Origin of the sequence: Pseudoalteromonas sp. L1 (assembly GCF_021728095.1) — a bacterium.
Classification (GTDB): Bacteria; Pseudomonadota; Gammaproteobacteria; order Enterobacterales; family Alteromonadaceae; genus Pseudoalteromonas.
The window spans coordinates 1-25515 of the sequence record NZ_JAKKCT010000004.1 but is presented as its reverse complement, the minus strand read 5'-3'; the positions used below and the strand labels follow the sequence as shown (position 1 = coordinate 25515).

The 25515-nt window shown below is 40.8% G+C and carries 18 protein-coding genes; 15 read left to right on the top strand and 3 right to left on the bottom strand.

Features of this window, described 5'->3' with window-relative positions; translation table 11 throughout:
• Positions 1-64 precede the first annotated feature (64 nt).
• Entirely contained in the window at positions 65-541 is a 477-nt protein-coding gene (radC, locus tag L3V38_RS13015) for a DNA repair protein RadC (RefSeq protein ID WP_237119683.1), read from the bottom strand.
• 186 nt (positions 542-727) lie between these two features.
• Here radC and L3V38_RS13010 point away from each other — a divergent pair, with 186 nt between their 5' ends.
• The 13 genes from L3V38_RS13010 (at position 728) to L3V38_RS12950 (ending at position 21034) form a co-directional block, all read left to right on the top strand.
• The gene (locus tag L3V38_RS13010; RefSeq protein ID WP_237119682.1) at positions 728-949 is read left to right on the top strand and encodes an AlpA family transcriptional regulator; all 222 of its coding nucleotides are present in this window, start codon (positions 728-730) and stop codon (positions 947-949) included.
• Complete coding sequence (locus L3V38_RS13005) at positions 946-1569, top strand: hypothetical protein (protein WP_237119681.1); 624 nt, start codon at positions 946-948, stop codon at positions 1567-1569. The genes L3V38_RS13010 and L3V38_RS13005 overlap by 4 nt, the downstream gene beginning before the upstream one ends.
• Before the next feature lie 76 nt (positions 1570-1645).
• Positions 1646-1861 carry an AlpA family phage regulatory protein gene (locus L3V38_RS13000; RefSeq protein WP_237119680.1) on the top strand — a complete coding sequence of 72 codons (216 nt, stop codon included), beginning with the start codon at positions 1646-1648 and terminating at the stop codon, positions 1859-1861.
• A 17-nt stretch (positions 1862-1878) separates the two neighbouring features.
• On the top strand, positions 1879-2364 hold the full coding sequence (locus L3V38_RS12995; protein WP_237119679.1) for a phage N-6-adenine-methyltransferase: 486 nt from the start codon (positions 1879-1881) through the stop codon (positions 2362-2364).
• 163 nt (positions 2365-2527) lie between these two features.
• On the top strand, positions 2528-2701 hold the full coding sequence (locus L3V38_RS12990) for a helix-turn-helix domain-containing protein (protein ID WP_237119678.1): 174 nt from the start codon (positions 2528-2530) through the stop codon (positions 2699-2701).
• Positions 2701-4365 (top strand): DUF262 domain-containing protein, encoded by a 1665-nt coding sequence (locus tag L3V38_RS12985; RefSeq protein WP_237119677.1) that lies wholly within the window; start codon positions 2701-2703, stop codon positions 4363-4365. Before L3V38_RS12990 ends, L3V38_RS12985 begins: the two co-directional genes overlap by 1 nt.
• A 21-nt stretch (positions 4366-4386) precedes the next feature.
• Positions 4387-6435 (top strand): N-6 DNA methylase, encoded by a 2049-nt coding sequence (locus tag L3V38_RS12980; protein ID WP_237119676.1) that lies wholly within the window; start codon positions 4387-4389, stop codon positions 6433-6435.
• Positions 6432-7727 (top strand): ATP-binding protein, encoded by a 1296-nt coding sequence (locus L3V38_RS12975; protein WP_237119675.1) that lies wholly within the window; start codon positions 6432-6434, stop codon positions 7725-7727. The genes L3V38_RS12980 and L3V38_RS12975 overlap by 4 nt, the downstream gene beginning before the upstream one ends.
• Positions 7728-7729: 2 nt before the next feature.
• A complete protein-coding gene (locus L3V38_RS12970) occupies positions 7730-8392 on the top strand; it encodes a hypothetical protein (RefSeq protein ID WP_237119674.1) in 663 nt (220 codons plus the stop codon).
• On the top strand, positions 8389-9798 hold the full coding sequence (locus L3V38_RS12965) for a restriction endonuclease subunit S (protein ID WP_237119673.1): 1410 nt from the start codon (positions 8389-8391) through the stop codon (positions 9796-9798). The genes L3V38_RS12970 and L3V38_RS12965 overlap by 4 nt, the downstream gene beginning before the upstream one ends.
• Before the next feature lie 9 nt (positions 9799-9807).
• Positions 9808-13947 carry a protein kinase gene (locus L3V38_RS12960; RefSeq protein ID WP_237119672.1) on the top strand — a complete coding sequence of 1380 codons (4140 nt, stop codon included), beginning with the start codon at positions 9808-9810 and terminating at the stop codon, positions 13945-13947.
• Positions 13944-15590: a hypothetical protein gene (locus L3V38_RS12955; RefSeq protein WP_237119671.1), complete on the top strand. Its 1647-nt coding sequence runs from the start codon at positions 13944-13946 to the stop codon at positions 15588-15590. The genes L3V38_RS12960 and L3V38_RS12955 overlap by 4 nt, the downstream gene beginning before the upstream one ends.
• Complete coding sequence (locus L3V38_RS12950; protein ID WP_237119670.1) at positions 15587-21034, top strand: ATP-binding protein; 5448 nt, start codon at positions 15587-15589, stop codon at positions 21032-21034. The genes L3V38_RS12955 and L3V38_RS12950 overlap by 4 nt, the downstream gene beginning before the upstream one ends.
• A gap of 152 nt (positions 21035-21186) precedes the next feature.
• Here the strand turns inward: L3V38_RS12950 and L3V38_RS12945 are convergent, their stop codons facing one another.
• Both L3V38_RS12945 and L3V38_RS12940 read right to left on the bottom strand, forming a co-directional pair.
• Positions 21187-22290: an integrase arm-type DNA-binding domain-containing protein gene (locus L3V38_RS12945; RefSeq protein WP_346729906.1), complete on the bottom strand. Its 1104-nt coding sequence runs from the start codon at positions 22288-22290 to the stop codon at positions 21187-21189.
• Positions 22291-22485: 195 nt separating this feature from the next.
• On the bottom strand, positions 22486-23346 hold the full coding sequence (locus L3V38_RS12940) for a YicC/YloC family endoribonuclease (RefSeq protein ID WP_062567428.1): 861 nt from the start codon (positions 23344-23346) through the stop codon (positions 22486-22488).
• A 180-nt stretch (positions 23347-23526) separates the two neighbouring features.
• On the opposite strand from L3V38_RS12940, the gene rph reads away from it, so the two are divergent.
• Entirely contained in the window at positions 23527-24240 is a 714-nt protein-coding gene (rph, locus tag L3V38_RS12935; protein ID WP_062567429.1) for a ribonuclease PH, read from the top strand.
• Between the two features lie 22 nt (positions 24241-24262).
• On the top strand, positions 24263-24907 hold the full coding sequence (gene pyrE, locus L3V38_RS12930) for an orotate phosphoribosyltransferase (protein ID WP_237119669.1): 645 nt from the start codon (positions 24263-24265) through the stop codon (positions 24905-24907).
• Positions 24908-25515: the final 608 nt, after the last annotated feature.

Below are 25515 nucleotides of genomic sequence, written 5' to 3'. Positions count from 1 at the left end.
ATCTCACTAAATTTTTTACCAGCAGAATGCTGAGTTAGTCTGATTTGAAAAGTGTAAAGGAAGACTAGAGGAGGCCTCGTTCGGCGAAGGAAGAAGCATTGCTCCCTACAACGATATGATCTAGCACTTGAACATCAATTAACGCTAAGGACTCCTTTAACCGGTTCGTTAGCTTTACATCAGATTGTGAAGGTTCTGATTCTCCTGAAGGGTGGTTATGAGCGAAGATCACAGCGGCACCATTGAGATGTAAAACCTCTTTTACCACCTCTCTGGGGTAGACGCTTGCTGAATTAATCGTACCGAAAAACAGCTCTTTGTATTCAATCAGTTTGTGTTGGCTATTCAGTATTAGAATTGCAAAAACCTCACGTTCATATTGGCCTAACTTGAATTGCAGAAAGTCTTTGGTTGATTGGCTGCTTGTAAGAGCCTTACCGACCAAATATTTTTTATGCAGAACCTCTGCTGCTTTTTCTAGTACCTGCTCTGCCGTCATTGGGTGTTCAGTGATGTATTTTCTTGATTGGACATTAGGCATAACACACTCCTTTTATTGATTCGTTGGTATATGCCCATTGGTAATATGTGTTTGTTTTTGTTTGGAATCGATAAATACAGCCTCGCCGACGTAGAGTGATACTCCATGGAAGACTACGAACAAAAATTACATCGAATTCTCATCGTTTGAGTGAATTCTACTCATTGAATTTTTGAGGATTTAAACATGCAAAGATTAATCAGATTAAAAGAGGTCATGAACTTAACAGGCCTAAGTCGTTCCGGTATCTACAAGTACATAAGGGAAGAGCGCTTTCCGCTAAGTGTTGAACTAGGAGGCAGAGCAGTCGCCTGGGTTGAATCGGAGGTACACAGCTGGATTGAAAGCTTGATAAGCCATAGGGATAGAAACACTCTCTACGGCTACGATATGGAGGAAAAGCTATGATTTTCACATCACTTTACAGAGGTACAAAAGGCGAAGTCTACAAAAGGAGAAGCTTTAAATCTTACTCATTAAATTCAGCCGAAGGTCCTTATCTATACCGCTCATTGAATTTAATACACAGCCTTTATGGCAACTGGCTCAAAAGAGAAAATGGCTTTTACATTGTTCCTTTTGAAATGTGTATCGACCGACTAAATCTTCACAAAAGTGAGGCAGCTATAGATTTATTTTTCTATAAGTTGCAAATGCAATTTTCAAGGTATTTGTCTTCTGATAATGACAGGCGTATCGGAATGGTTTTTACAACAGATTTTTGTAATAGAGAAATGGCTAGGATAATCCATAGTGGGTATTTTTTAACTGACGAGTGCGATGAAGAAAAGTTAGTCGGTGCACTTAATTATTGTACATCACATGTCACGGACTATTTTGGTGACTATATTGATGTGGAATTTAACGAGTTAGCGCCCGTTGCAATTCACGTTCTAGCAGATAGGTTTGATACCAGTCGAGATGAAGGTTTTCGTATCCTTTGTTCACAAGCAAGAGTATTGCCGAAAGATGTTGGCTACACGGGGAAACTGATGCGAGTCAGATACGGCTTTCATGGCCGGAGTTAACGTTAAAAAACATGCGCTTAAAAATACATAGCAAGCTCTTCTCATGAGTGAATGATATACAAATGAGAAGGCAGTTATGCAAGAGCAATACATTTCAATTAAAACCGTTATCCACTATACGGGCCTAAAGCGAACAAGCATCTACAAGCAAATGAACTTAGGTAAATTCCCACGGAGCGTATCGTTTGGAGCAAACCGTGTTGCCTGGAAAGAAAATGAAATTCAGGCTTGGATAAAGCAAAAAATTGTCATGAGAAACCAATCATCTCAAATCCACCAATCCTACCGCTAATGATTTAAAGGAAAACTATGAATACTAAATTGCACTTCTCCAGTGCTAACAAAGGGGAAAGCCACCGAGACAAATGGGAAACGCCACGTGAAATATTCCACCAGCTTGACGCTGAGTTTAATTTTACACTTGATGCAGCAGCAGAGGAGAGCACTGCACTTTGTGAAAAGTTTTTCTCAGAGAAATCAGACGCGCTAAAGCAAGACTGGGGAGGAGAAACAGTGTATTGCAACCCTCCATATTCAAAGCTTAAAGCGTTTTCCGAGAAAGCGAAGATGGAAGCAGATAAGGGAGCAACGGTGGTAATGCTTGTTCCTGCGCGAACCGATACCAAAGCATTTCACGAAAACTTAGCTGGTGGCGAAGTTCGATTTATTAAAGGAAGATTGAAGTTTATGCAAAACGGGAAATCCCAAGCGCCTGCTCCTTTTCCGAGTATGGTTTGCGTTCTGGGCCCAAACACAAAACCTAATATGAAAACAGTAACTAAAGATAATTTATAAAGATAGAGCATAGGGGCCTGGCTTTAATAGCCAGGTTTTTATGCCGCCTCCATTTTATAAAAAGCAAATAACGAAGCATTGAATCGCGTTGACAATTCCCCAATTTTCCCACATTCTCTCAAATAGTCTTTTTAAAACCACGTCTACTTGAACGTATATGAATATGCACGACAAAATCCTGACTCTTAAAGAAGTAGCGGCGTACCTTAAGCTCACTGAAAAAACAGCTTACAGGTTAGCAAGTGAAGGTAAATTACCTGGATTTAAAGTTGGAGGCTCATGGCGCTTTAAAGCAGAAGACTTAGAAAAATGGATTGAAGAGCAAAAGGAACAATAATGCATTTACCAGAACCGAAGAATTTACCTTACAAGGCTCTTTTAGCTGATATTGAAAAAGGGTTGATTAAGATCCCTCAATTTCAGCGTGACTACGTTTGGAGTAAAGATCGCGCGGCAGGTTTAATTGATAGTATTTTAAAAGGTTATCCAATTGGTACTTTCATCACTTGGAAAACCAAGGAAGCTCTTCGTGTTGTTAAAGATTTAGGTGGTGTTGAGTTACCGCCGGTGCCTGATGGTGATTTTGCTGAATACGTATTGGATGGCCAACAACGTATGACCAGTTTGTTTTGTGCGCTCAAAGGTGTCCAAATCAATCGTGGTAAAAAGGTTGATGATTTTTCAGAAATATACATCGATTTAAATGCAGACGAACATCAACAGATTGTCTTAACCGATATCAGTGAACTGGAAGAAGGCTCTTATATAAAGCTAAAAGATTTAATTAGCTTTGATCTGAATTTTTTACAGAAATACCAGCAGTTTTTCCCAAAAATAACAGAGTATTCCCAAACACTTCAGAGTTATAACTTTTCGCTGATTGAAGTGAAGGAAGCACCACTAGATGTAGCAACAGAAATATTCACTCGTATAAATGTCGGTGGTAAACCACTTTCGCTATTTGAAATCATGGTTGCCAAAACATTTGATGCTAATGAAGAATTTGATCTTTCAGAAAAATTTGAAGCACTGGTTGATAGATTACGCGAGGTCGGATACGACACTATTTCAGATGCTACCGTTTTACAAACAGTGTCACTGGTAATTGGCAAGGAATGCAAACGTCAAAACATCTTACGATTGGATAAAAAGCGATTTATCGAAGAATGGCCTAAGGTCGCTGATGCGATAGAAGCAGCGGTTGATTACTTTAGAGGTTATTACCGTATCCCCGTTTCCAGACTTCTACCATACAACTCGTTGTTAGCTCCATTTGCCTATTTCTTTTATCACCACAAAGATAAGCCACTCGAGAACAAACAACTCTTCTTAGAGGACTTTTTGTGGCGAGTTAGTTTAAGTGGTCGCTATTCGAGCTCCGTAGAAGGAAAGTTAGCGCAAGATGTAAAGCGTATCGATAAAATACTGCAAGAGCAGCAACCAGATTTTGATTGGAGCATAGATACATCGGCACAATTCATACAAGAAAATGGCTGGTTTAATGCAGGTAGGAGCTACATCAAAGCATTACTTTGTATTTTAGCTTACCAAGAACCCAAATCATTTATAGATGGTTCGATTGTCCATATTAGTAATGATTGGCTAAAACGTGCGAATAGCCGAAATTATCATCATTATTTCCCTAGGGCGTACTTACGTAAGCAAGGCTTAGGTGATGAACATAGTAATCATATTGCTAACATCACTATCGTAGATGACTTCTTAAATAAACGAAAAATAGGTGCTCAAGCTCCTTCTGCATATATGCGTAAATTTGCAGAGCAAAACTCGGAGTTAAAAGCCCATATGAAAACTCACCTAATTGAGCTGGAAGCTTGGGGCATTTGGGATGATGACTATGACACGTTTTTAACTAAGCGCTGTGAAGTCCTTTCTGAAGAAATTAGAAAACGTCTTGTATTACGTGAACAAGACAAGAATGCACATCAAAGTGTAAATATTGAAGATTTAGATGAGTTGGCTGCGGAAGCTGACTTATAACCACAGGTTATCGAGAAGAAAATGATAGTTAGTAAAGAAACAACAGATGTACTCGCCATCGAAGATGGCATGATGTTGGATTATTTGACCAATAATCCAATCAAACAAACGCCAAAAGAATTGGTTCGCCAAAAAACATTAAGAGCCTTATTTCATGAGTATGGTTTAAGTGCCGAAGATATGGCACTTGATGTCCCAATGAAGGTAGACGGTAAACGTAAAAAGATAGATATCGCTATCTACGAGCATGGTGCAGAGCATTTACCTGAAAACATTCGTCGTATTGTAATTTGTGATAAAGAACCAAAGAAAGGTAAAAAGTCAGCAGTTAAAATTCGGGACCATGATCAAGCGCAAAAAGATCTTCAATTGATGGAGGATATGATGCGTGAGCAGGTTGGTGATAAATACGTATTGGAAAAATGTCATTGGGGCTTATGGACAAACGGTATTGAATTCTTCTTTGTTGAAAAAGAAGAATCACGTTTTGATGCTAAGTTTAAAGCGGTAGGTGATTGGCCGTTAGCTGATGAAACGATGGGGAGCCGCGACGTTGCTTCAAATGCACAACTAAGAACGGCTGACCGTGAAATGCTACTTACTGCTTTCCGTCGTTGTCATAACTTCATTCATGGTAATGAAGGGATGCCAAAAGATGCGGCTTTCTGGCAGTTCCTATATTTGATTTTCTCAAAAATGTATGACGAGCGTATCGGCAACAGAGAGAGAGAGTTCTGGGCTTCTGCGACTGAACAGTTCGACGATGAAGGTCGCAAAGTAATCAGAGAGCGTATTGAGCCGTTATTTGAGAAAGTAAAAAAAGCCTATCCAGACATATTTGCAGGCAATGAAGAAATTACATTGTCTGACAGAGCGCTTGCTTTTATGGTATCTGAGCTTGCGAAATATGATTTTACGCGCACAGAAATGGACGCCAAAGGAGCTGCATATCAAGAAGTAGTTGGTGATAACTTGCGTGGTGACCGAGGTCAGTACTTTACGCCTCGTGGCGCAATCAAACTAATTGTTGAAATGATGGCACCACAACCACATGAGAAAGTGCTGGACCCATCATGTGGTACAGGGGGCTTCCTCGAGCAGACTTTGAGCTTCATCAATAAGCAATTACACGAAGAAGAAAAAGTAAAATTGGGTGCTGAAACCACTGAAGAATTCATTTCTATTCAGCAACAAATTAAAGAGTTTGCCGAAAAAAATCTGTTTGGTTGTGACTTTGACCCCTTCCTGTGCCGAGCATCGCAAATGAACGTGGTGATGGCAAGTAATGCCATGGCTAACATCTACCACATGAACTCATTAGAGTACCCGCATGGACATTTAAAAGGCGTAGACCCTGCCAAGAAAACGATTCCTGTCGGTGATTCCAGCGGTAAAGACGGCAGTGTTGATGTGATCTTGACCAACCCACCGTTTGGTTCCGACATCCCAGTTACCGACAAGCAAATTCTAGAGCAATACGACCTTGCCTATGTGTGGGAGCGCACTGACAACGGCGGCTTTAGAAAAACAGAACGCCGTAAAGATGCAGTTTCGCCCGAAATTTTGTTTATTGAGCGTTGCGTGCAATGGCTTAAGCAAGGAGGTCGTATGGGTATCGTGTTGCCTGACGGCATTCTAGGTAACCCAGGTGACGAGTATATTCGCTGGTGGTTAATGCAAGAGTGCTGGGTGCTTGGTTGTGTCGACTTACCTGTTGAGTCATTTATCGTTGAAGCTAACGTAAACATCTTAACTAGCCTGCTGTTCTTGAAAAAGAAAACCGATACTGAAAAAGATGCTATTGCCATCGGCGGAGAGCCCGAATACCCGGTATTTATGGCAGTTGCAGAAAAAGTAGGCTTTGATCGTCGTGGTAATACGCTGTATGAGCGTCACCCAGACGGCGAAGAGAAAGTTATCGAAGAGGAAGTTGAAGAGCGTATTCGCATCAACGGCCACAATGTGGTGCGTAAACTGAAGCGTCGTAGCAAAATTTTAGATGACGACTTGCCAAAAATTGCTAAAGCCTGGAAAGAGTTTCGTGCTAACAATCCGGAGCCATCGGTATGATCTCAAGAATAGAGGCCTACAAATACCGCTGCTTTAATACGCTGGATCTCGCCTTAGAGCAGCAGCATGTATTTGCAGGCTCTAATGGTTCAGGTAAAACAACGTTACTTGATATCCCAGCTTTGTTTGGTGATTTACTGAATGTGTCGGATATAAACGATGCGTTCTTTAAACCCACCAATGGCAGAGAACGTGCTCGCGCAGAAGCAGTTAAGGAAGTCGTTCATCAGCTTAGAGGCGAATACTTTATCTTGGCACTGGAAGTGCGCTTGCCTCCTTCGATTATTGAAGAATTATTAAGAGGCGCGAGCGATGCCTGGCAGAATAAGTTCCAGAAAAGTGAATTAAGACCCGATACTGCGCGATACGAAATATCGTTCAGAATAAACCAGGATAAATTTCAAGTTACAGAAGAGCACTTAACGCTTTTTCCAAATAATGAGTTGCGCCCAGAGCATGGCATGGGTCTTATTGGCGTAGATGATTTCAGGCGCAGTGCGCCTTGGTTTAAGGTGTTATCGCGCAGTTTAGGTACTAAGGTTAAATACCAGGCAGAGTATCAAGCTGGAAAATCATCCATCCTTGAATTTGGCTTACGAGATAACCAATTGGCTTTAGCCGCGCTACCTGCAGACCATGATTTATACCCCGCAGCGCTATGGCTTCAAGAGTTTCTTATACAAGGCTCACATTGCTACGAGCCACAATGGCCTGCAATGCGATTGGCTGCATCGCCAAGAGATAAAGAGACTTTTAAAGCGGACGGGAGTAGCTTACCTTGGCAAGTACATGCCTTGCAGCTGAGCGATCCCGAAGGCTTAAACGAATGGCTAGAGTTGGTGCAAATGGCACTGCCTTCTATTGCTAAAATTGAAGCCAAGCAGCGTATTGATGATAGCTTTTGTTACCTAGAAGTAACCTATAGCAACGGTATGGTGGTTCCTTCGAGCGGTTTGTCGCACGGTACTCTGCATATCTTAGCGTTGACCATTATTCCGTATTTGCAAAATGCACCTAAGATCATCACCTTGGAGGAGCCTGAGAACGGTATTCACCCTAAGGCAATCGATGCGGTGTTAGAAGCGTTAAAGCTCACCTCTGATACGCAACTGTGGCTATCAACGCACTCCCCCGTTGTGCTCGCCAATACCGAAGTCGATCAAATCATTACCATGCGCTTTAATCAAAACGGCGCAACAGAAGTATTAAAAGGCCATGAACACCCCCGCCTAAAAACATGGAAGGGCGAAGTGGATTTAGGAACCCTATTTGCGGCCGGAGTGTTGGAATAATCATGAGAGATATTGTTTTTTTAGTAGCCGACGGTGAAATGCAAGCCACCGTAGAAGGCTTTTTCGAAAATCCGGCGTTTGATACACGACTGCAATGCGCCAGATTTGAATTTGATACCAAGCAAGATTTAATCAAACACCCAAGAAAAGATCCGGGAGTTTATCAGGATGGTCATAACCTGCTGAAAAGCTATGTTGATACCCATAACTACGCGGTTGTTATGGTCGACTTTGCGTTTAATGACAACCTACAAACAATGGATTACCAGCAGTTCTGTGAAAAGATTAAAGCCAATATGCGTGCCGCAGGTTGGCCAGATGACCGCTTTTTTGTCATGGCGATAAACCCAGAGCTGGAAGTATTGATGTGGCAAGCAGATACCAGCCGCATCGAACATATTTTTGATTACCCAAGAGATAGAGGCGCAGGCACCCTAAGAGCTTGGCTGCAAGCTAAAAACCTTTGGGATGCGGATGACCTTAAACCTGCCGATCCTAAAGCAGCAATTGATGCGGTAAGAGGCCAAAACTGGGGGCGGAAAAAGACCCACTCGCAGCTGTTTAAGCGCATTGCCAAAGACGTTTCTTTCCGTGGTTGTGAAGATGAGTCGTTTAATGGCTTATTGCATCAGATTCAGGCTTGGTATCCGAGGATTTACGCATGATTATTAAAGAAATACCTTCTACCTGGATCCAGAGAGAAGGACTAAGGCTGGATGTAGGACCTTATAAAACAGGAGCTATCGAGGCGAAGTACAAACTTGAATCCTTGACGGTTATGAAAGACTCCGTTGTTGAGGTTACGCTTAACGGAATTAAGGGAATTATTCATGCTGGTCGCCTTAAAAGGATCTGGGTAAATGACCCGAATCACGGTTATCCGTTTCTTACAACGACCAATATCCATATCTCCAACTTGGAGAAAATCAGTTACATCGCTAGCTCAATAGTCGCTGGAAAAAGAAATCTTCTGGTTAAGAAAGATTGGATTCTAATAACTCGTTCAGGGACCATTGGCAGATTAGCCTTTTGTAGGCCGGATATGGACGACTTTGCTTGCACAGAAGATGTAATGAGGGTTGTTGCAGATGAATCAAAAATTGATGCTGGATACTTTTATGCGTTTTTATCATCAACTTTTGGTGTTCAACAGATCATTGCTGGCACATATGGTGCGATTATCCAACACATAGAACCAGAACATGTCAAAGACATTCCAGTACCAAGATTCGCAAAAGACTTAGAAGCGAATATAGGTAGTAAGATTAAGTCATCTGCACAAAAAAGAGCTGATGCCAATTCTTTGATGGTGAGCGCAGGCAAGCAAATAAACGAACACTTTAGTTTTCCCAATAAGCTCGCCTTATCTCATCGCATTTTTACTCATTCAGCAGCTTCATCGTCGTTAGTTCAAAAACGTATGGATGCAACTTACCACGACCAAATTGCTCAATTGAGTGATGAGCTGATTGAAATAGCTGGTGCTGAAAATAATCTTGCAGAGCTAGGTATCCAAGCACTTGAAAGTAATCGGATGAAGCAAATATTCACCGGTGAAGACTACGGCGTTCCTTTCTTTACAAGTGGAGAGATATTCAGAGCAGATGTTACACCAGAGCGCTTTTTGCTAAGAAAATCATTGAAAGGTGATGAGGTGTGGCAGACTCGAGAAGAAGATTTGTTAATCGCAAGAAGCGGGCAAGTTGGTGGGATTATTGGTACGGGAGTTTGGGCTGATTCCAGATTTGATGGTGCTTGTGTGTCCCCTCACGTACTTAAGTTAAGAGTTACAAACCAAAGCGTTGACGCTGGCTATCTTTATGCATTTTTATGTTGCACTGATGTTGGGTATCGCCAATTAATTCGTGGTGCAGCAGGTAGCTCAGTCCCATTCTTGTCTGTAAGTGACATTCTTGCAATAAAGTTACCGAGAATGAGCGAAGATGATGAAGCTAGAATCGGTGAAATGGTTCGTCAAGCCGGCCGACTGGCCGCTGAAGCTCAAAGGCTAGAAAAAGAAGCTGTAAAAATGGTCGAAGACGCAATAGAAGCAGCAGCACCAAAGCATTAAGGAGAGGTTATGGCACAGGTATTTGCAATTGGTGATGTGGTTAACGATGAAGAGCGTAAAGCTATTGCCTGGTTAAAAGAAAAATTACCCGACGATTACTTTATTATTCATAGCTTTGAAGTTGAACAGTATGACCAGCTGTTTGAAGTGGATATCTGTGTTGTAGCGCCCCATGCTATTTACTTGGTGGATGCCAAGGGCATCCACGGAAAAGTTGAGGTGGATGGCACCATGTGGCACACCGCCCACAACAGCTACCGTTCACCGCTACCTAAATTACGTGGCAATGCAAAGTCGTTATCGGGCCTCATTTGTAAGCAGAATCGCGCAAACAGAGATTTAAAAAACATCTATGTGGATACTGCAGTGGTGCTCACCATAGATGATTGCGAGTTCAAGGACCCAGAAGATCGCGAGCGCGGCCATGTAGTGGCACTAAAAAACAGCACCCGTTTCTTCACCGACAGTGCCCGTATTCCAGAGCGCTTTGAGCGCAATGTGATTAAGTACATTCAGATTATCGCAGAGGCCTTGGGTAAATCGGCCAAAAAGCGTAGCCATGGTGTACGTTTTGGTAACTGGGAAGTGGCTGAAACCTTGACCGATAATCAGTACTTTACGGAATACCGTGTATTTAACATTACCGCTGGCCGCAAAGGCGGCACTGTGCTGGCTAAAGCCTATAAAGCCGACCCTTACTTACCAGATGAAGCACGCAGCAAGCAAAAGCGCCTGTTGGAAAATGCTTATCGTGCGATTTCAAAAATGCCACCTCATTCTGCAATTGTTGGTGTAAAAGATTTCTTTTCAACAGAAGCGCAAGATAAATACATCTTACTTACGGATGATATACCTGGTAATAGCCTCACTTCAAAGTTAAAGGGAAGCTCGTCTTTAATAACGTTTGATCAAAAAAAACGTGTGGTGAAAGAGATGCTGTCTGCTTTGAACCATATGTACAGACATGGTGTTGTTCACAGAAACATCACGCCAGATAACATACTGATTGGTTTAGATGGGCAACCTAGACTGGTTGATTTTGATTATGCTCGCATAGGTGCAGAGAATACGACCACTATTGCTGATGAAGTCCAAGAACGAATTTCTAACCGGTATAAAGCCCCAGAATTATGGGCAGACAATAATGCTGCTAGTTGTGCCTCAGATATCTATAGCTTGGGGTTAGTTATATACGAGCTATTTAGTGGTGATGCGGCATTTGAGACCGTTACGCAAGCGATTGAAAAGTCATGTGTACTGACTAATAAACTTAGTACTTCAAATAAGCAGTTACCAAGAGAATTTGATAGTTGGCTTCAAGCTTTATGTCATAAAGAAGCTTCTGAGCGTTTAACTGCTGAACAGGCCTTAGAAAAATTTAATGAATTGTGGCGACCTAAACCAGACCCCCGAATGTCTGGTGAAGAAGTTGTTGAGCCTACAAAAATGAAACCTGAAAAAGTGACTTCGGCACTAACACCAGCAAACTACAAAAGGCTTAAAAACGGCTATCAATTATCCAATAAGTACGTTGTGCAACAGCCATTAGGAAAGCCTGGCGGCTTTGGGGTTGTTTATAAAGTTACTGATACTTTTGGAGATGTATCGCGCGCCGTTAAGCTTATTCTTCAAGATCGAGAATCTGTATTAGAACGCTTAAAACAAGAATATAGGACATTATTGAAGCTACCAGAGCACCCGTACGTTGTAAAAGTTTATGATGCCGATGTTTTACCCAATGATGGACCTCCATATATTGTCTTTGAATATTTAGAAGGCTTAGACGTTGGAGAGTTAATACAGCAAAGATCACTTACTGCACATGAAGTGTGGACGATGGCTAAGCAAGTAGCGGAAGGGCTTAAGCATTTACATGACCACAATATTTTTCATTGTGATATTAAGCCGCAAAACTTGATATGGAAAGATGGTAAAGTTCGTATCATTGACTTTAATGTTTCTGTTGATGCAGAGGATTTAAGTCTAGGTGGTGGCTCAAGAAAATATCTTCCGCCAGATTTAAACATTACTGAGACTCCACAATCATCAGACTTAGTTGATAGAGATCTATATGCCCTAGGTATCACCTTGTATCGAGCTATGACGGGTGAATACCCTTGGGCAAATACTCAATGTCCACCACTTGACGAATTGGCGCGTAATCCAAGTGAATTTACGCAAAGTTTTAACTTAACGGACGACGTGTCGTCGGTACTTCTAAAGCTTATTTCTCCTAAACGTGTAGATCGCTTTGAATCGGCAGACCAATTATTAGAAGCGTTAAATAAAGTACAACAACTTAAAAAAGCTCAAGTCCAGTCTGACGAGAGTACATCTCAATTTCATTTACCTCCGCTGGCTGATGGTTCAAATCCAAGCAAGTCAGCATTTCATGATTATATGCTGACTTTGTACAGTCAAAGCAGACATTCAAATAGTGGTACTCGTGGATTAGATGATTACGCGAAACTTATATATGTTGAAACATCATTAGATACTGAATTAGCTCCAGCGGTTTTAGCTGGTCAATTACGTCTAGTCCTGATCACAGGTAACGCTGGAGATGGTAAAACGGCATTTCTTCAACAGCTAGAATCTTTAGTTGAAAAACAAGGTACAACTTTAACTTTAAACCCGTTAGGTAATGGTTGCTCGTTTGAATTAGATGGTCACAAATATATTACCAATTACGATGGTAGCCAAGATGAAGGCGATAAAGACAATGAAGTCGTCCTCGACGAATTCTTTGATGCTTATCATGGTGATGATATTAGTAAATGGCCTCATAACGAAACTCGCTTGATTGCAATTAACGAAGGTCGACTGGTAGATTTCTTGACGCAAAATGCCAATGAGTTTTCTGCACTAAAAATGTTAGTCGAAGAAAGTTTGAAAGATGGTTCCGTGCAAAATGAGGTCGCTGTTGTAAACCTAAATATGCGCGATGTTTTGGCTTCTACTGAAACTCAGAAAAACTCGATATTTGAACGCCTTATAAAGAAAATGACTTCGGCGAAAGTATGGCAAGGTTGTGATTATTGTGCACTAAAGGAAAAGTGCTATGTGAAACACAATGTAGATACATTCCGAGATGAGCAAACCGGTCCTAAAGTAATTGAACGATTGGGATATCTATATAAGCTAACTAGTCTAAGAAACCAGTTGCACATCACAATGCGAGATTTACGCTCTGCATTAAGTTACATGCTAGTTGGAGAATACTCTTGTTCTGAAATTAAAGAGATTTATGCGAACGGTGAAGCTGACAAAATTTTAAGTGGGTATTACTTTAATTCTTGGTGTGGTTCAAAAACTACTCAGGACAGATTACTAAAATTACTTAGTGAAACTGACATTGCGCAAGGTTCTGATGTACGACTAGATCGCGGTTTAGATTTTCTAGGGCTAGAAGCCGTAGATTGGCTGCAGTTTGAACAACGAAGTGGGCATGAAACTCAATTGCTTGAAAATGCACATCAAGCGCTACCTAGTGGCACGGCATTAAGTGAGAGCAAAGAAAGGTACCTGTCTCATCGACATGTTGTCGGTATGCTAAGGCGAAAAGCTTACTTTGAACGCAGAGGTGAAAACTGGAAAGGACTATTACCTTATCGCTCCGCAAAGTTACTTGTCAGCTATCTAGAAGGAGAATACTCCTTAGCTGAGGCTAAATCGTTAGCAATCAACGCTATTAACCGAGGTGAAGGGTTACACAACCCGGCTTACTTTAACGGCCAACTTGCTATGCAGGTGCGAAAAGTAAATCAAGGGACTATTAAGAGCTACCGATTATTCCCAACGGATGTTTTTTCAATAGAAGTTAAAGACTCGGCCATGAAGTCTTCTTACATTGAACACAGTCCACAATCACTACTACTTAAATATCAAGATGAAACAGGTTTAACCGCCGAGCTAGATTTAGATTTGGACCTATTTGAAATGCTTCAACGTCTAAATCAGGGTTATATTCCATCTGCTCAAGCCGAACAAAGCTTCTATTTAAGTTTGACAGTATTTAAAAACGTGCTCGCTTCAGCCCCGTATCAAGAGGTACTTTTGACTACGAATGGCCAAAAATACGAAAAAATTACACGTGACAGCGGTGGTGTTTTACAGCTAGAGCATTTGATTGCGGAGGCACAGTCATGAAATTAGGAAAAAAAGATAAAGCTTTCCGCACTAATAAGGTCAGTTATTTAGATTATAAAATAGTTGAAATGGATCGCGTTTTAACCCACTTGTTCGCCAGGCTAAAACACAATGGTGCTTCTAGCAAATTAAGTGCTAAAGGAATGACGGTTGATCTGTTCAAAGATGAGTTCTTAGATTCACGTAATGAAAAATATTTTAAGGGCTTTTCACAAGCCCCAATTACCATCGAAAAATGGATAGAAACACATTTAGTCGATCTTATAAATCGAGGTAAAGCAAATGAGGCCGTAGCTGCGCCCAGACCCCTTCACGGTAACACTTACCTATTTAGAAATCCAAAAAACTGCCGGGATTACGGGGCTTCAAAACAAGTATACGAATTACTTTATCATGCTAAAAGTGGGCAAGCAGCAATCTCTAGGTTAAAGCAATTCTTTTTTGCCGGCGTTGATTCTTCTACCGGACAATATGATTGTCATTCTCAAGTTGATGTTGAAACACAAGCATTATTACGACTTTCCGATCAGGTTAAGTCAGATGCGCCTGATCATTCTGATTTACAAGATAGGTTTGCGCCACTTAATCAACAGGCGGCTGATACTTTGGCTGAAGACATTATTAAGTTGATGACTTATCGTCAGTATATTCCGCGCTCAGTGATGGTTGAATACATTAAGAACCTTTTAGCCTTTCACCTAGCCTTATACCAGTTAAAGCTATTTAAACTGTTACCTGCTCTAGCTAAGAGTAAGGGAAGAAACCTAGAAGAAGGTGAGAAACAACAAACGGCAATATTTGTTGATATGACAAATGGCACTAACAGTTTAACTCATCAAATGGCAGAGCAGAGCGCCACTTTACATTACAAGCGCATACCAGCGTTTATTAAAGCATATTTTGGTGTTAAGAAATTAGACGAGTTTGCTGAATATTTGTCGAAAAAAGGTAAGCTTCCCGGTTCGAAATCGGTTAAGCAGATGCCGGTTACTGAACTGTTTAAATTACTTGAAAGTCCTCTTGAGCAAGATCGAGAGCAATTCTTTGGACAACGAAATGCTGGAATATTAGATACATCAGCATCGTCGGCTAGTGAATCTGAAGAGATACCACCAGAGTTACATGCGATAACACAACTAGGCTTGCCGGAGTTTGAAACGTACATAGAAATTTTACTTTTCGTACAAGGCAATGCTATTCGCTCAGGGATGGTTAAAAACTTAGATAGTTTTATGCTGAAAAATAAACCTGGTGCTTTGTTGGAGCAAAATAGTGGTAACTATAGCGGGAGGCGTTTTTGTTTAGATGGAAGGCTGCTTGAAGTTATGTTGCAACTAGCAGTGTTATCAAAAGGGGGAGATTTGGGGTTCCACACAAAAGAGCTTCGCGTTGACGAGCTACTGAGTTTTCTAAAGACTCGCTATGGCATTTTTATCGAATCCCTTCCAAAGACAGATGTGTTTTGCGCTCAGTCGATTGATGTAAATAGTGCATTGAGAGACAACTTGGCAGGCTTTAAACGGCGCCTAAGGGAGATTGGCTTTTATCGTGATCTTTCAGATGCATTTGTTACACAAACGATTATCCCTAGATATCAAATTGACGGAAAACAAAATAAAAAAGTACAAGGAAGTAACGCATGATTAAGGGAATTAAAACGGTTGTAAGTGCAGATATTGAAAAAAGCTTAATCACTGTGCTTTTACCAAAATTTAAGTTGCTCCTTGAAACTCGTGGTGCAGGTCATTGCATGAAGGTTTCAGATTTAGATACCAGCTTGATGTATAAGCTTTGTGAAGAATTAGCTAAGTCAGTGGATAATAGTCAGGTAGTTGTTTTAGCTTATAATGCAAAGAAAAATTATTCTGTTACGAGTACAAAACTAGTTGAGCTGAGAAACCCTGATGAGCAAGGTAATTTAAGGCCTCCATTATTAGTTTTTGTGCCAAATGAATTAAAAACTTCTTCTGAGGATTCGTTCGGCGAGGCGACGTTTGAGCATGTCGATGTTACGGACGTATATTCATTAGCTTTTCAGTCGATTAAAGAACAGTGTCCAGCTTCCTTGTCACAATTGGTTGAAGAGATCGTTTTTATACTTAACGAAAAAGCATCGCTGAAAATAACCCCATATCAATGGCTTAGGTATATCTTAACAATTCAAGTAAACGACTTTGATCCTAGTGTTTTAGGAGCTGCTTTATATGAATTAGGACTGATACCTGATTTGGGATTGCACCAAGACCACTCAATGTTGGTGCGAAAATTAGTAAAGAACCATGAATCTATTCAATTAATCAATAAATCAGATAAATCCGCGATTGCTACGGTTTATGACCTGCAGCTTGAGGGAGAAGATTTTAATAGAAAATTGGCACTGTTTTTTAATGATCAGGAAAGCCTATTCAATAAAGCTTGGTGTAAACAGCTTGTTGTTAATAGTAATAATTGGCCTCTTACCTTTGATAAATGGCGATTTCAATACGAAGAAGAGGTAACTGACTCAGTATGTTTAACCGTAACTGAAATTGGATTGCCTGTAATTCCTGAAGATGAAAAAGATCCTAATTTACAGCAGTTAGTAGGTCAGCGAGTACTTACCGTTGGTCAGGGGGGGATAAAAAACTTTTCTGTGTCATTTTCGGTAGAGCCAAACCCTAAAGAAGTAAATGGCCTTGCGAAATACAAAGCTCAAGTATTTAGTCAACATGGCGATTTTGTTGGTTTAATTAAAGTTGCCAAGGCAACAGCTAAGTCAACAGTAACGATTAAATTTAATAAGTTAACAGGTATAGAGTGGGAAGAAGGTTGGCATTACGTAAGAGTTCAGGCATTTGACGAAAATGAAGAGTTATTATCTTTAGTGGATGACGATCAAAATCCTATTCCTTGGGGGACGTCTAGTGCCGATGACGCAGGTTCACGAGTCAATGAAAGTGAGTTGTTTTATGTGTTGCCTGCTGTTGAAGCAGAGGTAGAGCCAGTTCCTGGTAGAAAAGTCAGGGAAGCGTCGTTAGCTCATGCAAAAATTAAAGCAGAATTTACACAGGTTACAGAGACTAATAAATTCGTTAACGCTGAAGTAATTGAGTCAAATTGGCAGGAAACAAAGAGTAAATCCGAATCCTTGCTAAACATTAAGTTTAAAAAAGGCGGAAGCATACAGATCCCAGTAGCCACTTACTTGAAAGACTTTGAACAAAAGATACTTGCTAATCCTATGTCTGCAATTACCTGGCGGGTTGAGATTCGAAATGAACAAGCACAAGAACCGGGACCTGACATAGTTGATTGGCCTGTTAGTGATGTAGAGCAGCAATTTGAAAACTTTAAAAAAGCGCGTGAAAATTACTTTGCTTTAATTTCACAGGGTGAAAAAGCTCTAATTTCTGTTGCTCATAATCATGTATCTACTTCACATGAAGCATACGAATATTCTAAAGCTTATTTGGAATATTTAGCGGCAGTATTTCAAGCTACTGAAAATGGGAAAGACTATACAGCTGAGCTTTCTGCTTTGCTTCGATTAGATTCTATTTCTATCGTTATTTGGAATTACGATGGTAGTTATAAGCAAGCTCTGGTACTTGGGCCGACTCACCCTTTGAGGTGCTTGTGGTTAGGAGGCTGGTCTTCACTAGCTGAAACTTGGGCTAGACAAAGTGAAAAAGTAAGTAAAGAAATTGCAATAGGCAGTAAAAATAGTCTCCTAGAAGAGCTTTCTTTGACTAATTTTCCTTACGTTCTACCTGACGCCCAAGGGCAGCTGATGGTTGCGCTCGATAGTATTCATCCGTTTTGGAGTGTATTGGCATCAGCCCAAGAACGAGAGCCGCAGTCGCTCATCGACAAAATAAAAACTACGCTTGGAATTAAAAATGATTATCAACAGGTCGGTAAGCAAAGTAGCACTTACTTAGCAAATAAGGTAGAGCGCTATTTAGTTCAACATCCTTACGTATCTTGCTTATCAATTAATGTGTTCAATGCTGGTTCCGCAAGTGCGGTTGCGGGAATGCTGTTGACACTTAGAAAGAAGCAAGAATTAAAACACATTTGTTTTGATATAAGGTTATTTGTTGAGGACCCATACGCTTTAGAGGTGGGGGCTGAGCTGTTTAAACTGATTAACAGTAATGATGATTCCAATAGCGATAATGAACTATTTCAATCTTCTGACAACCATTTAGTACCAAGGTTAAGTGTTTCGCTAAGATCTACTTCTGAGTTTGAAGAAGCTCCGGAAGAGTTCAGTTCTCACTTGAGCATGCTATTTGACGTTTTCCCTGCTGAAGAGTTGTCGGTCATTAGGCCTCAAGCAGACGAACAAGTTGCTCCTGTTTACGGTTTGTATCAAGACTATTGTGTTGATTATTTTGATGAAAATGGTGTTATAGCTTGGGACCGGCACACTCGCCATGGTGCTGCTAAAATGCTATTCGGTGGACAAGTCTCCACAGCGTTGGCACAACTTCCAAAAATGATGTCGGCGATAACAGCTTCTCTTGCAACAGGAAGCTTTTCATTGGAGCAAGTTCCAGTTGTTAGGTTGTCGCTGGACTCAAAAGAAAGGGCATTGCTCAATCAGTTACACGAAGTTAGTGATTGGGTGTTCACAGTAGATCGAAACTTAGGAATAGAGTTCTTTGATCATGGTGGTAAAGATGGTCGACCTGATTACCTTATTGACCATAGCCCTGAAATGGCTGCTTCTAATACTCACAATTTTGTAATTACTTCGCGCTCGACGACAGAAATTGAGGCTTTGTTAAAAGGAACGTTAGAGCAACACCAAATAGTTCCTGATGTAAATAAAGCAACTAGAGTGCTAGATTCCTTGAGAGCTTTATCGGGAAGACTTGCACTAAAACTTGCCTCGAATAGCGCCTCAAAATCAGAAGCTTTGGGCTTGGCTTTATCTAAGTTATATCTGGAATACCAGGGCGTCTTTAAAGAACAGGTTGTAGTACCTTTAGATGCCCATATAGAACTTTACTCTGAGCTGCAAAAGGCTGATGGAGAGTTAGGTTCGGAGATCAGCTTTAAGCGTACAGACCTAGCATTGTTTGATTTAGATGCATCTACACGAACAATCAGGTGTAACCTTATTGAAGTAAAATGCTATTCAGAAGTCGGTGATTTATCGAAGTATGAAACACTGAAAAAAAGTATTGCGGAGCAAATATCTGAGTCAGAAAAAGTTTTACAACGCCATTTTGACTTAGCGAGAACTTCTCCTGACAGACCAGATAGATTAGTTAAAACACAGAAACTTTGCGTTTTATTAGAACACTACCTCAAGAGATCTGAGCGATTCGGTTTGCTTAGTGCTGATGTGATTGAAGAAGCTAAGTTTTTGCTGAGAACCCTAGAGCAAGGATACAAGCTAGCAATAACTCGTAGTGCTGTTATTTTTGATTTTGGTCAGGATAACAACGGTGTTGAAAATGAAGTTGGGATTGAGTTTCACCGAGTAGGTAGAAATCACATTGATGAATTGCTTTCAGCTACGGGGCCAGTTGAGGACGAAGAGTTGTCAGAAGTAACGCTGGACACCATAGAGCTGTCGTTACCAAAATTAACTTCTGCGGAATTTTTGCATAAAGAACGTGATAGAACTGTTTCGTGGAACGAGCTGGTGTCTCAAGCATCGATTGAGTTGGAGCCTGCGATTGATGATAAAGAACCTAAAACGAGTAACACTTCTTACCCTTTGAATGAAGCAGAAGCTTCAGCGGAAACAGTGAGTGAAATTTCGATAAAAGAAGAGAAAGTTACTAGTAATTTAAATTCTGTCGATAATAATTTTAACGAGCCTGAGCCTGAGCCTGAGCCTGAGCCTGAGCCTGAGCCTGAGCCTGAGCCTGAGCCGTCAACTACTGAAGTAGAAGTTGTTCCTCACGATATTGTACTAGGTGTTAACGGTGACTCACAGCAGTTTGGACTTCTTGGAGAAGTCCAAGGACGCAAGGTTGCACTAGATTTAAATCACACGCACACACTGAGCCTATTTGGCGTTCAAGGTGGAGGTAAGAGTTATACCTTGGGGTCTATTGTTGAAATGGCGACCAAATCAATTCCTGCGATTAATACTCTGCATAAAGAGCTTGCAAGCGTAATATTCCACTATAGCCAGACTCAGGAATATAAACCCGAATTTACATCAATGATTGCAGCGAATGATGATGCTTCTCAATTAGCTAAACTCAAGTCTACTTATGGAGCTGAGCCAACGTCTTTGGATGACGTAGTGCTATTGACGCCAGAAGATAAGTTATCGGAACGACAATCTGAATATCCGGGAATAGAAGTTTATCCTCTGAAGTTCTGCTCTTCAGAGCTTCAAGCGGGCCATTGGAAGTTTTTAATGGGCGCTGTTGGTAATCAGGCCGCCTACATTCGCCAGCTTGGCAATATAATGAGGCGAAACAGGAAAAACTTGACGATTGAAGCTATTAGAAATGGTATTCAAGACTCTAATTTGTCTGACACGCTGAAAGATTTGGCAGAGATGAGACTTGAATTTGCTGAACAATATATTGATGACAAATTAAGTGTAGCTTCCCTTATCCGCCCTGGGAGAATGATAGTCGTTGATATTAGAGATGAGTTTATAGAAAAAGATGAGGCTTTAGGTCTCTTTGTTGTTCTTCTACAAATTTTCTCTGAAGCAAAATATAAAAACGATACCTTTAATAAGCTAATAGTTTTTGATGAGTGTCATAAATACATCGATAGTCCTGACTTAGTGAAAGGGTTGGTTGAAACTGTCCGTGAAATGAGACACAAAGGAACAAGCGTGATGATCGCTAGTCAAGATCCGCCTTCAGTGCCAGTGGAACTTATTCAGCTGTCTTCACAGATTATTTTGCATAAGTTTAATGCTCCAGATTGGTTAAAGCATATTCAAAAGGCTTGTATTGGACTGAAATCATTAACACCTGAAAAGTTGGGCTCGCTGAAGCCAGGTGAAGCTTACATTTGGTCAAGCAAAGCAAGTGATAACGCGTTTGTTAGCGACGCAATGAAAATTCAATGTCGCCCAAGGGTAACTAAGCATGGTGGGGATACGTTAACTGCCGTTTAATAATTTCATATGGGGAATTTTTTCCCCATTAAATATCATGTTAATGAAATTATTTTTGAAGACAGGTTTTTAAGAGCTTCCTTTCGTTCAGCTAAATAATCATGTTTATTGTAGATGCCCTCAACACCTTTCAGCTTATGATTTAGACATCGCTAGGCAACATGGCCTGGTGTGCCTTGTTGGGCGAGAAGAGTACGGCAAGTCCGGCGAAGATCATGAACAGTGAAATGAGGCACATCACCCATTAGGTTGGGTGGTTGCTTTTTTTTGCCGGCTTCGTGGCCAAATAACTTTGAGATAGCTCTATTAAGCGTGTCAGCCCCCATATGTGGCTTTTTGCTGCTGCGACGGCTTGGAAAAACATATTCAGAGCTAAATCCTCTAACTTTTAATTCATTAAGCCATTCGAGTACTTCAGGCGCTAGAGGTATCGTAAAGCCAGTTCCTGTTTTACTTCTATTTGCTGGGAGCTCCCATATGCCCTCATCTAAATCAAATTCGTTCCATTTAGCTTCGCATAATTCCGATTTACGAACCCCTAAGCAAAGCAGTAATAAACAGGCAAGGTAATTGTCACGGGAAAAACTGTGATTGTTTTCCTTTGCAACTGAAAAGAACTGCCTAAGTTCATCCTTGCTTAAAGCCCTTTCTCGGCTTTTTTCTACACCTCCAGCATCACTAAACGAGAACGCTAATGCCGGATTGTTTGCTATGAGATCTAGTTTAATCCCGAAAGTGAACAGTTGCTTACAGTAGCCTAACGCATCATTTGCAATAGAAGGGCGACCAGAGTCTTTAATTGAAGTGATTACAGTCCTAATGTCTCTAGAGCTTATTTGTTCAATCTTAAACTCACCGATATGAGGTGCGATATCTTTGGTGTAGACCCTTTTAGGTATATTAGGGTGCTTAAGCCTTTTAGATAGCTCTTTGAACCACTCGTCAAAGAGATCATTTACAGTTTTTATGCTCTCTTGCTCAGCACGTTTTTTAGCGAGTAAAGGATCCAGGCCTTCCCTGAGTTGTTTCATTTTTGATGCCGCTTCAAATCGAGCACCTTTTAACGAAATATCTGCGTATTTTCCAAGAGTCATTTCTTTACGCTTTTTATTGGAGGTATAGCGGAGCATCCAGTAAGGAGTACCAGACTTTGGCATCACAAAGTACAAGCCACTACCATCTGCATAGCGACCTACTTCACCATTCTTTATTTTTGACTCAACTTCCTTAACTGTTAGCTTATTTGTTGCAGCCATACTCACCTCAAGTCCTATTTACTCGAGGTTTATATTACCCACCACTTTCGTCTTTGTAAATGCTACTCTGCCCACCGATTTGCCCACCAGCTGGTTGTGGATTTTGGTGGGCGTACATAGACTTTTACGAACGCTGTTTATGCTTATTTCTAATAATTACAAGTGGTTGCGGCCATTATAGGAAGTTGGCGAACGCTACTCAATATTCTGAATTTGCTCGCGCATTTGCTCAATCAATACTTTTAATTCTACCGCAGCGTTAGTGATGTCACTGTTGATAGACTTTGATGCTAAGGTGTTTGCTTCACGGTTAAACTCTTGCATCATAAAATCTAAGCGTCGGCCACATGCGCCGCCTTTAGTTAGGATTTTTTTGGTTTCTTTAACATGCGACTTTAAGCGGTCGAGTTCTTCGGCTACATCTTGTTTTTGTGCTAGGTAAATTAGCTCTTGTTCAAGGCGAGATTCGTCGATGTCGGTTTTTAGCTCTTCTAGCTTTTGGTTTAATTTTTCGCGCTGCCATTTAGCGATTTCTGGTAAGTGGCTTTCCACAATGGCTACTTGTTCTAAAATTGCATCAAGGCGAGTAGCTATCATTTCTTGCAAGTTTGCGCCTTCATCGCCGCGAGCTTGTTTGAAATCTTCAATTACATCATCGAACCCCGCAATTAAATCTTTATTTACGCTATCCATGTCGAGCTCTTCAGCTTCCATAACACCTGGCCAACGTAAAATATCAACAGGGTTGATGTCACCATTGCTTTGTTGCTGCACCCATTGTGCGCTTTTTATTAGCTGCTCAGCGAGTGATTCATTAATACTAAGCTCACCAACATGGGCAGGGTTTGCTGCAAATTTTAAGAAAACTTCAACTTTACCGCGTTGTAAGTGTTTGCGTAAACGCTCACGAATAACAGGCTCCATGCCACGGAATTGCTCAGGTGCGCGGATAAAAGTTTCAAGGTAACGTTGGTTTACTGAACGAATTTCCCAAGTGCCAGTGCCCCATTCGCCTTTAATTTCGCGGCGCGCATAAGCTGTCATGCTGTGGATCATGGATGATTTCCTAGTGTTATTTGTTTACAAAGTTGACTGATTATACCGCATCAGTTTTTAACCTCTAGCGTAAATTTTCTGAAATGTACTTTTCTGTTGCAGTTAATAGTGTAAATCAACATGGCATCTGTTCGTATATATACTTATAATGTGGCAAATTCTGAATTAAGGGGATCGTTAATGCGTCCAAGCGAAAGAACACCTAACCAAATTAGACCAGTTACATTTACACGCAATTACACTATGCATGCTGAAGGCTCAGTGTTAGTAGAGTTTGGAAATACTAAAGTTTTGTGTACAGCGACTGTTGAAGCTGGTGTACCGCGCTTTATGAAAGGCCAAGGTAAAGGTTGGGTTACGGCTGAGTACGGTATGTTACCTCGTTCAACACATACTCGTAATGGTCGTGAAGCATCGCGCGGTAAGCAGGGCGGTCGTACTATGGAAATTCAACGTTTAATCGCACGTGCACTCCGTGCCGCGGTTGACTTAAAAGCGTTAGGCGAAAACACCATTACTATCGATTGTGATGTTATTCAAGCTGATGGCGGTACGCGTACTGCGTCAATCAGTGGTGCATGTGTTGCTTTAGTTGATGCGCTTACTTATATGCGTAGTAAAGGTATGATCAATTCAAACCCACTTAAGCATATGATTGCGGCAATCTCAGTAGGTGTATATAAAGGTCAGCCAATTAGTGACCTTGAGTACCTAGAAGATTCTGAAGCAGAAACAGACATGAACGTGATTTTGACTGAAACTGGCAAAATTATCGAAATTCAAGGTACAGCTGAAGGTGAGCCTTTCTCATTCGATGAACTAGATGAGTTACTTACATTAGCTAAGCACTCAATCCGTGAGATTATCGACATTCAAAAGCAAGCATTAGCATAATAAAGAAGTAGGTTGATTCGTTATGAAAGATTATCAAAAAGAGTTTATTGAATTTGCACTCGAAAAGCAGGTGCTTAAGTTTGGTGAGTTTACTTTAAAGTCTGGCCGCACTAGCCCTTACTTTTTTAACGCTGGTTTATTTAATACAGGTCGTGACCTAGCACGTTTAGGTCGCTTTTATGCGGCAGCACTTGAAGATGCAGGTATTGATTACGATGTATTATTTGGCCCTGCTTATAAAGGTATCCCGATTGCAACGACGACAGCAGTTGCGTTAGCTGATCATCATGACAAAGATGTACCTTACTGTTTTAACCGTAAAGAGAAAAAAGCACACGGTGAAGGCGGTACATTAGTAGGTTCTGAACTTAAAGGTAAGATCATGTTAGTTGATGACGTGATCACTGCGGGTACAGCTATTCGTGAGTCAATGGAAATAATTGCTGATAACGGTGCAGATTTAAGTGGTGTTTTAATTGCACTTGACCGCCAAGAGAAAGGTAAAGCTGAGTTATCTGCTATTCAAGAAGTCGAGCGCGACTTTGGTACTAAAGTTATCTCTATTGTAAAACTAGCTGACTTAATTAGTTACCTAGAAGCCAAAGGCACAATGGATGAGCATTTAGCCGCAGTAAAAGGATACCGTGATCAATACGGCATTGCTTAACAGCTAAAAACGCGAACTTTTTAAAAGCCCAGCTATGTTGCTGGGCTTTGTTGTTTTTAGAGCATTATACTTTTATGGCCTTAAATACGGCTGAAAAGTTACTGAGGCGTTAATAAAGTTTCGCTTTTGTGGTGTTTAGATTAAAAAGGACTCAAAAGGCAGTTTTTTTAAAGTTTTCTTGAAAAAGTGCTTGCGTTAATTCGCTGCATCCCTATAATGCGACCCCACTGAGACGGCAGACAGCAACGCTTAGCGAGGCAAGAGCAACTCAGGGTGTCAAGTAAAACTGAATTTTGAAACGTTTCTTAAAAAAGTAACTTTTCTCAAAATTAAGTGTTGACAAGAATAACGGCTTGCGTAGAATGCACAGCCCTTGAGACGCAAAAGTCTCATAAACGTTCTTTAACAATATAAAGCAATCATCTGTGTGGGCACTCGTACAGATTGAGTTCTAACAGCGACGCTTAGTTTACTAAGTAACGCAAACAAATTTAGAGTCTCAATTGAACTGAGTGACCAACGGCAATAAATTTATTTATTGCAGCACAGTCAATTCGATATCGAAAGATATCAAAATTCAGAATTCATTGAGCATGTCCTTCGGGACA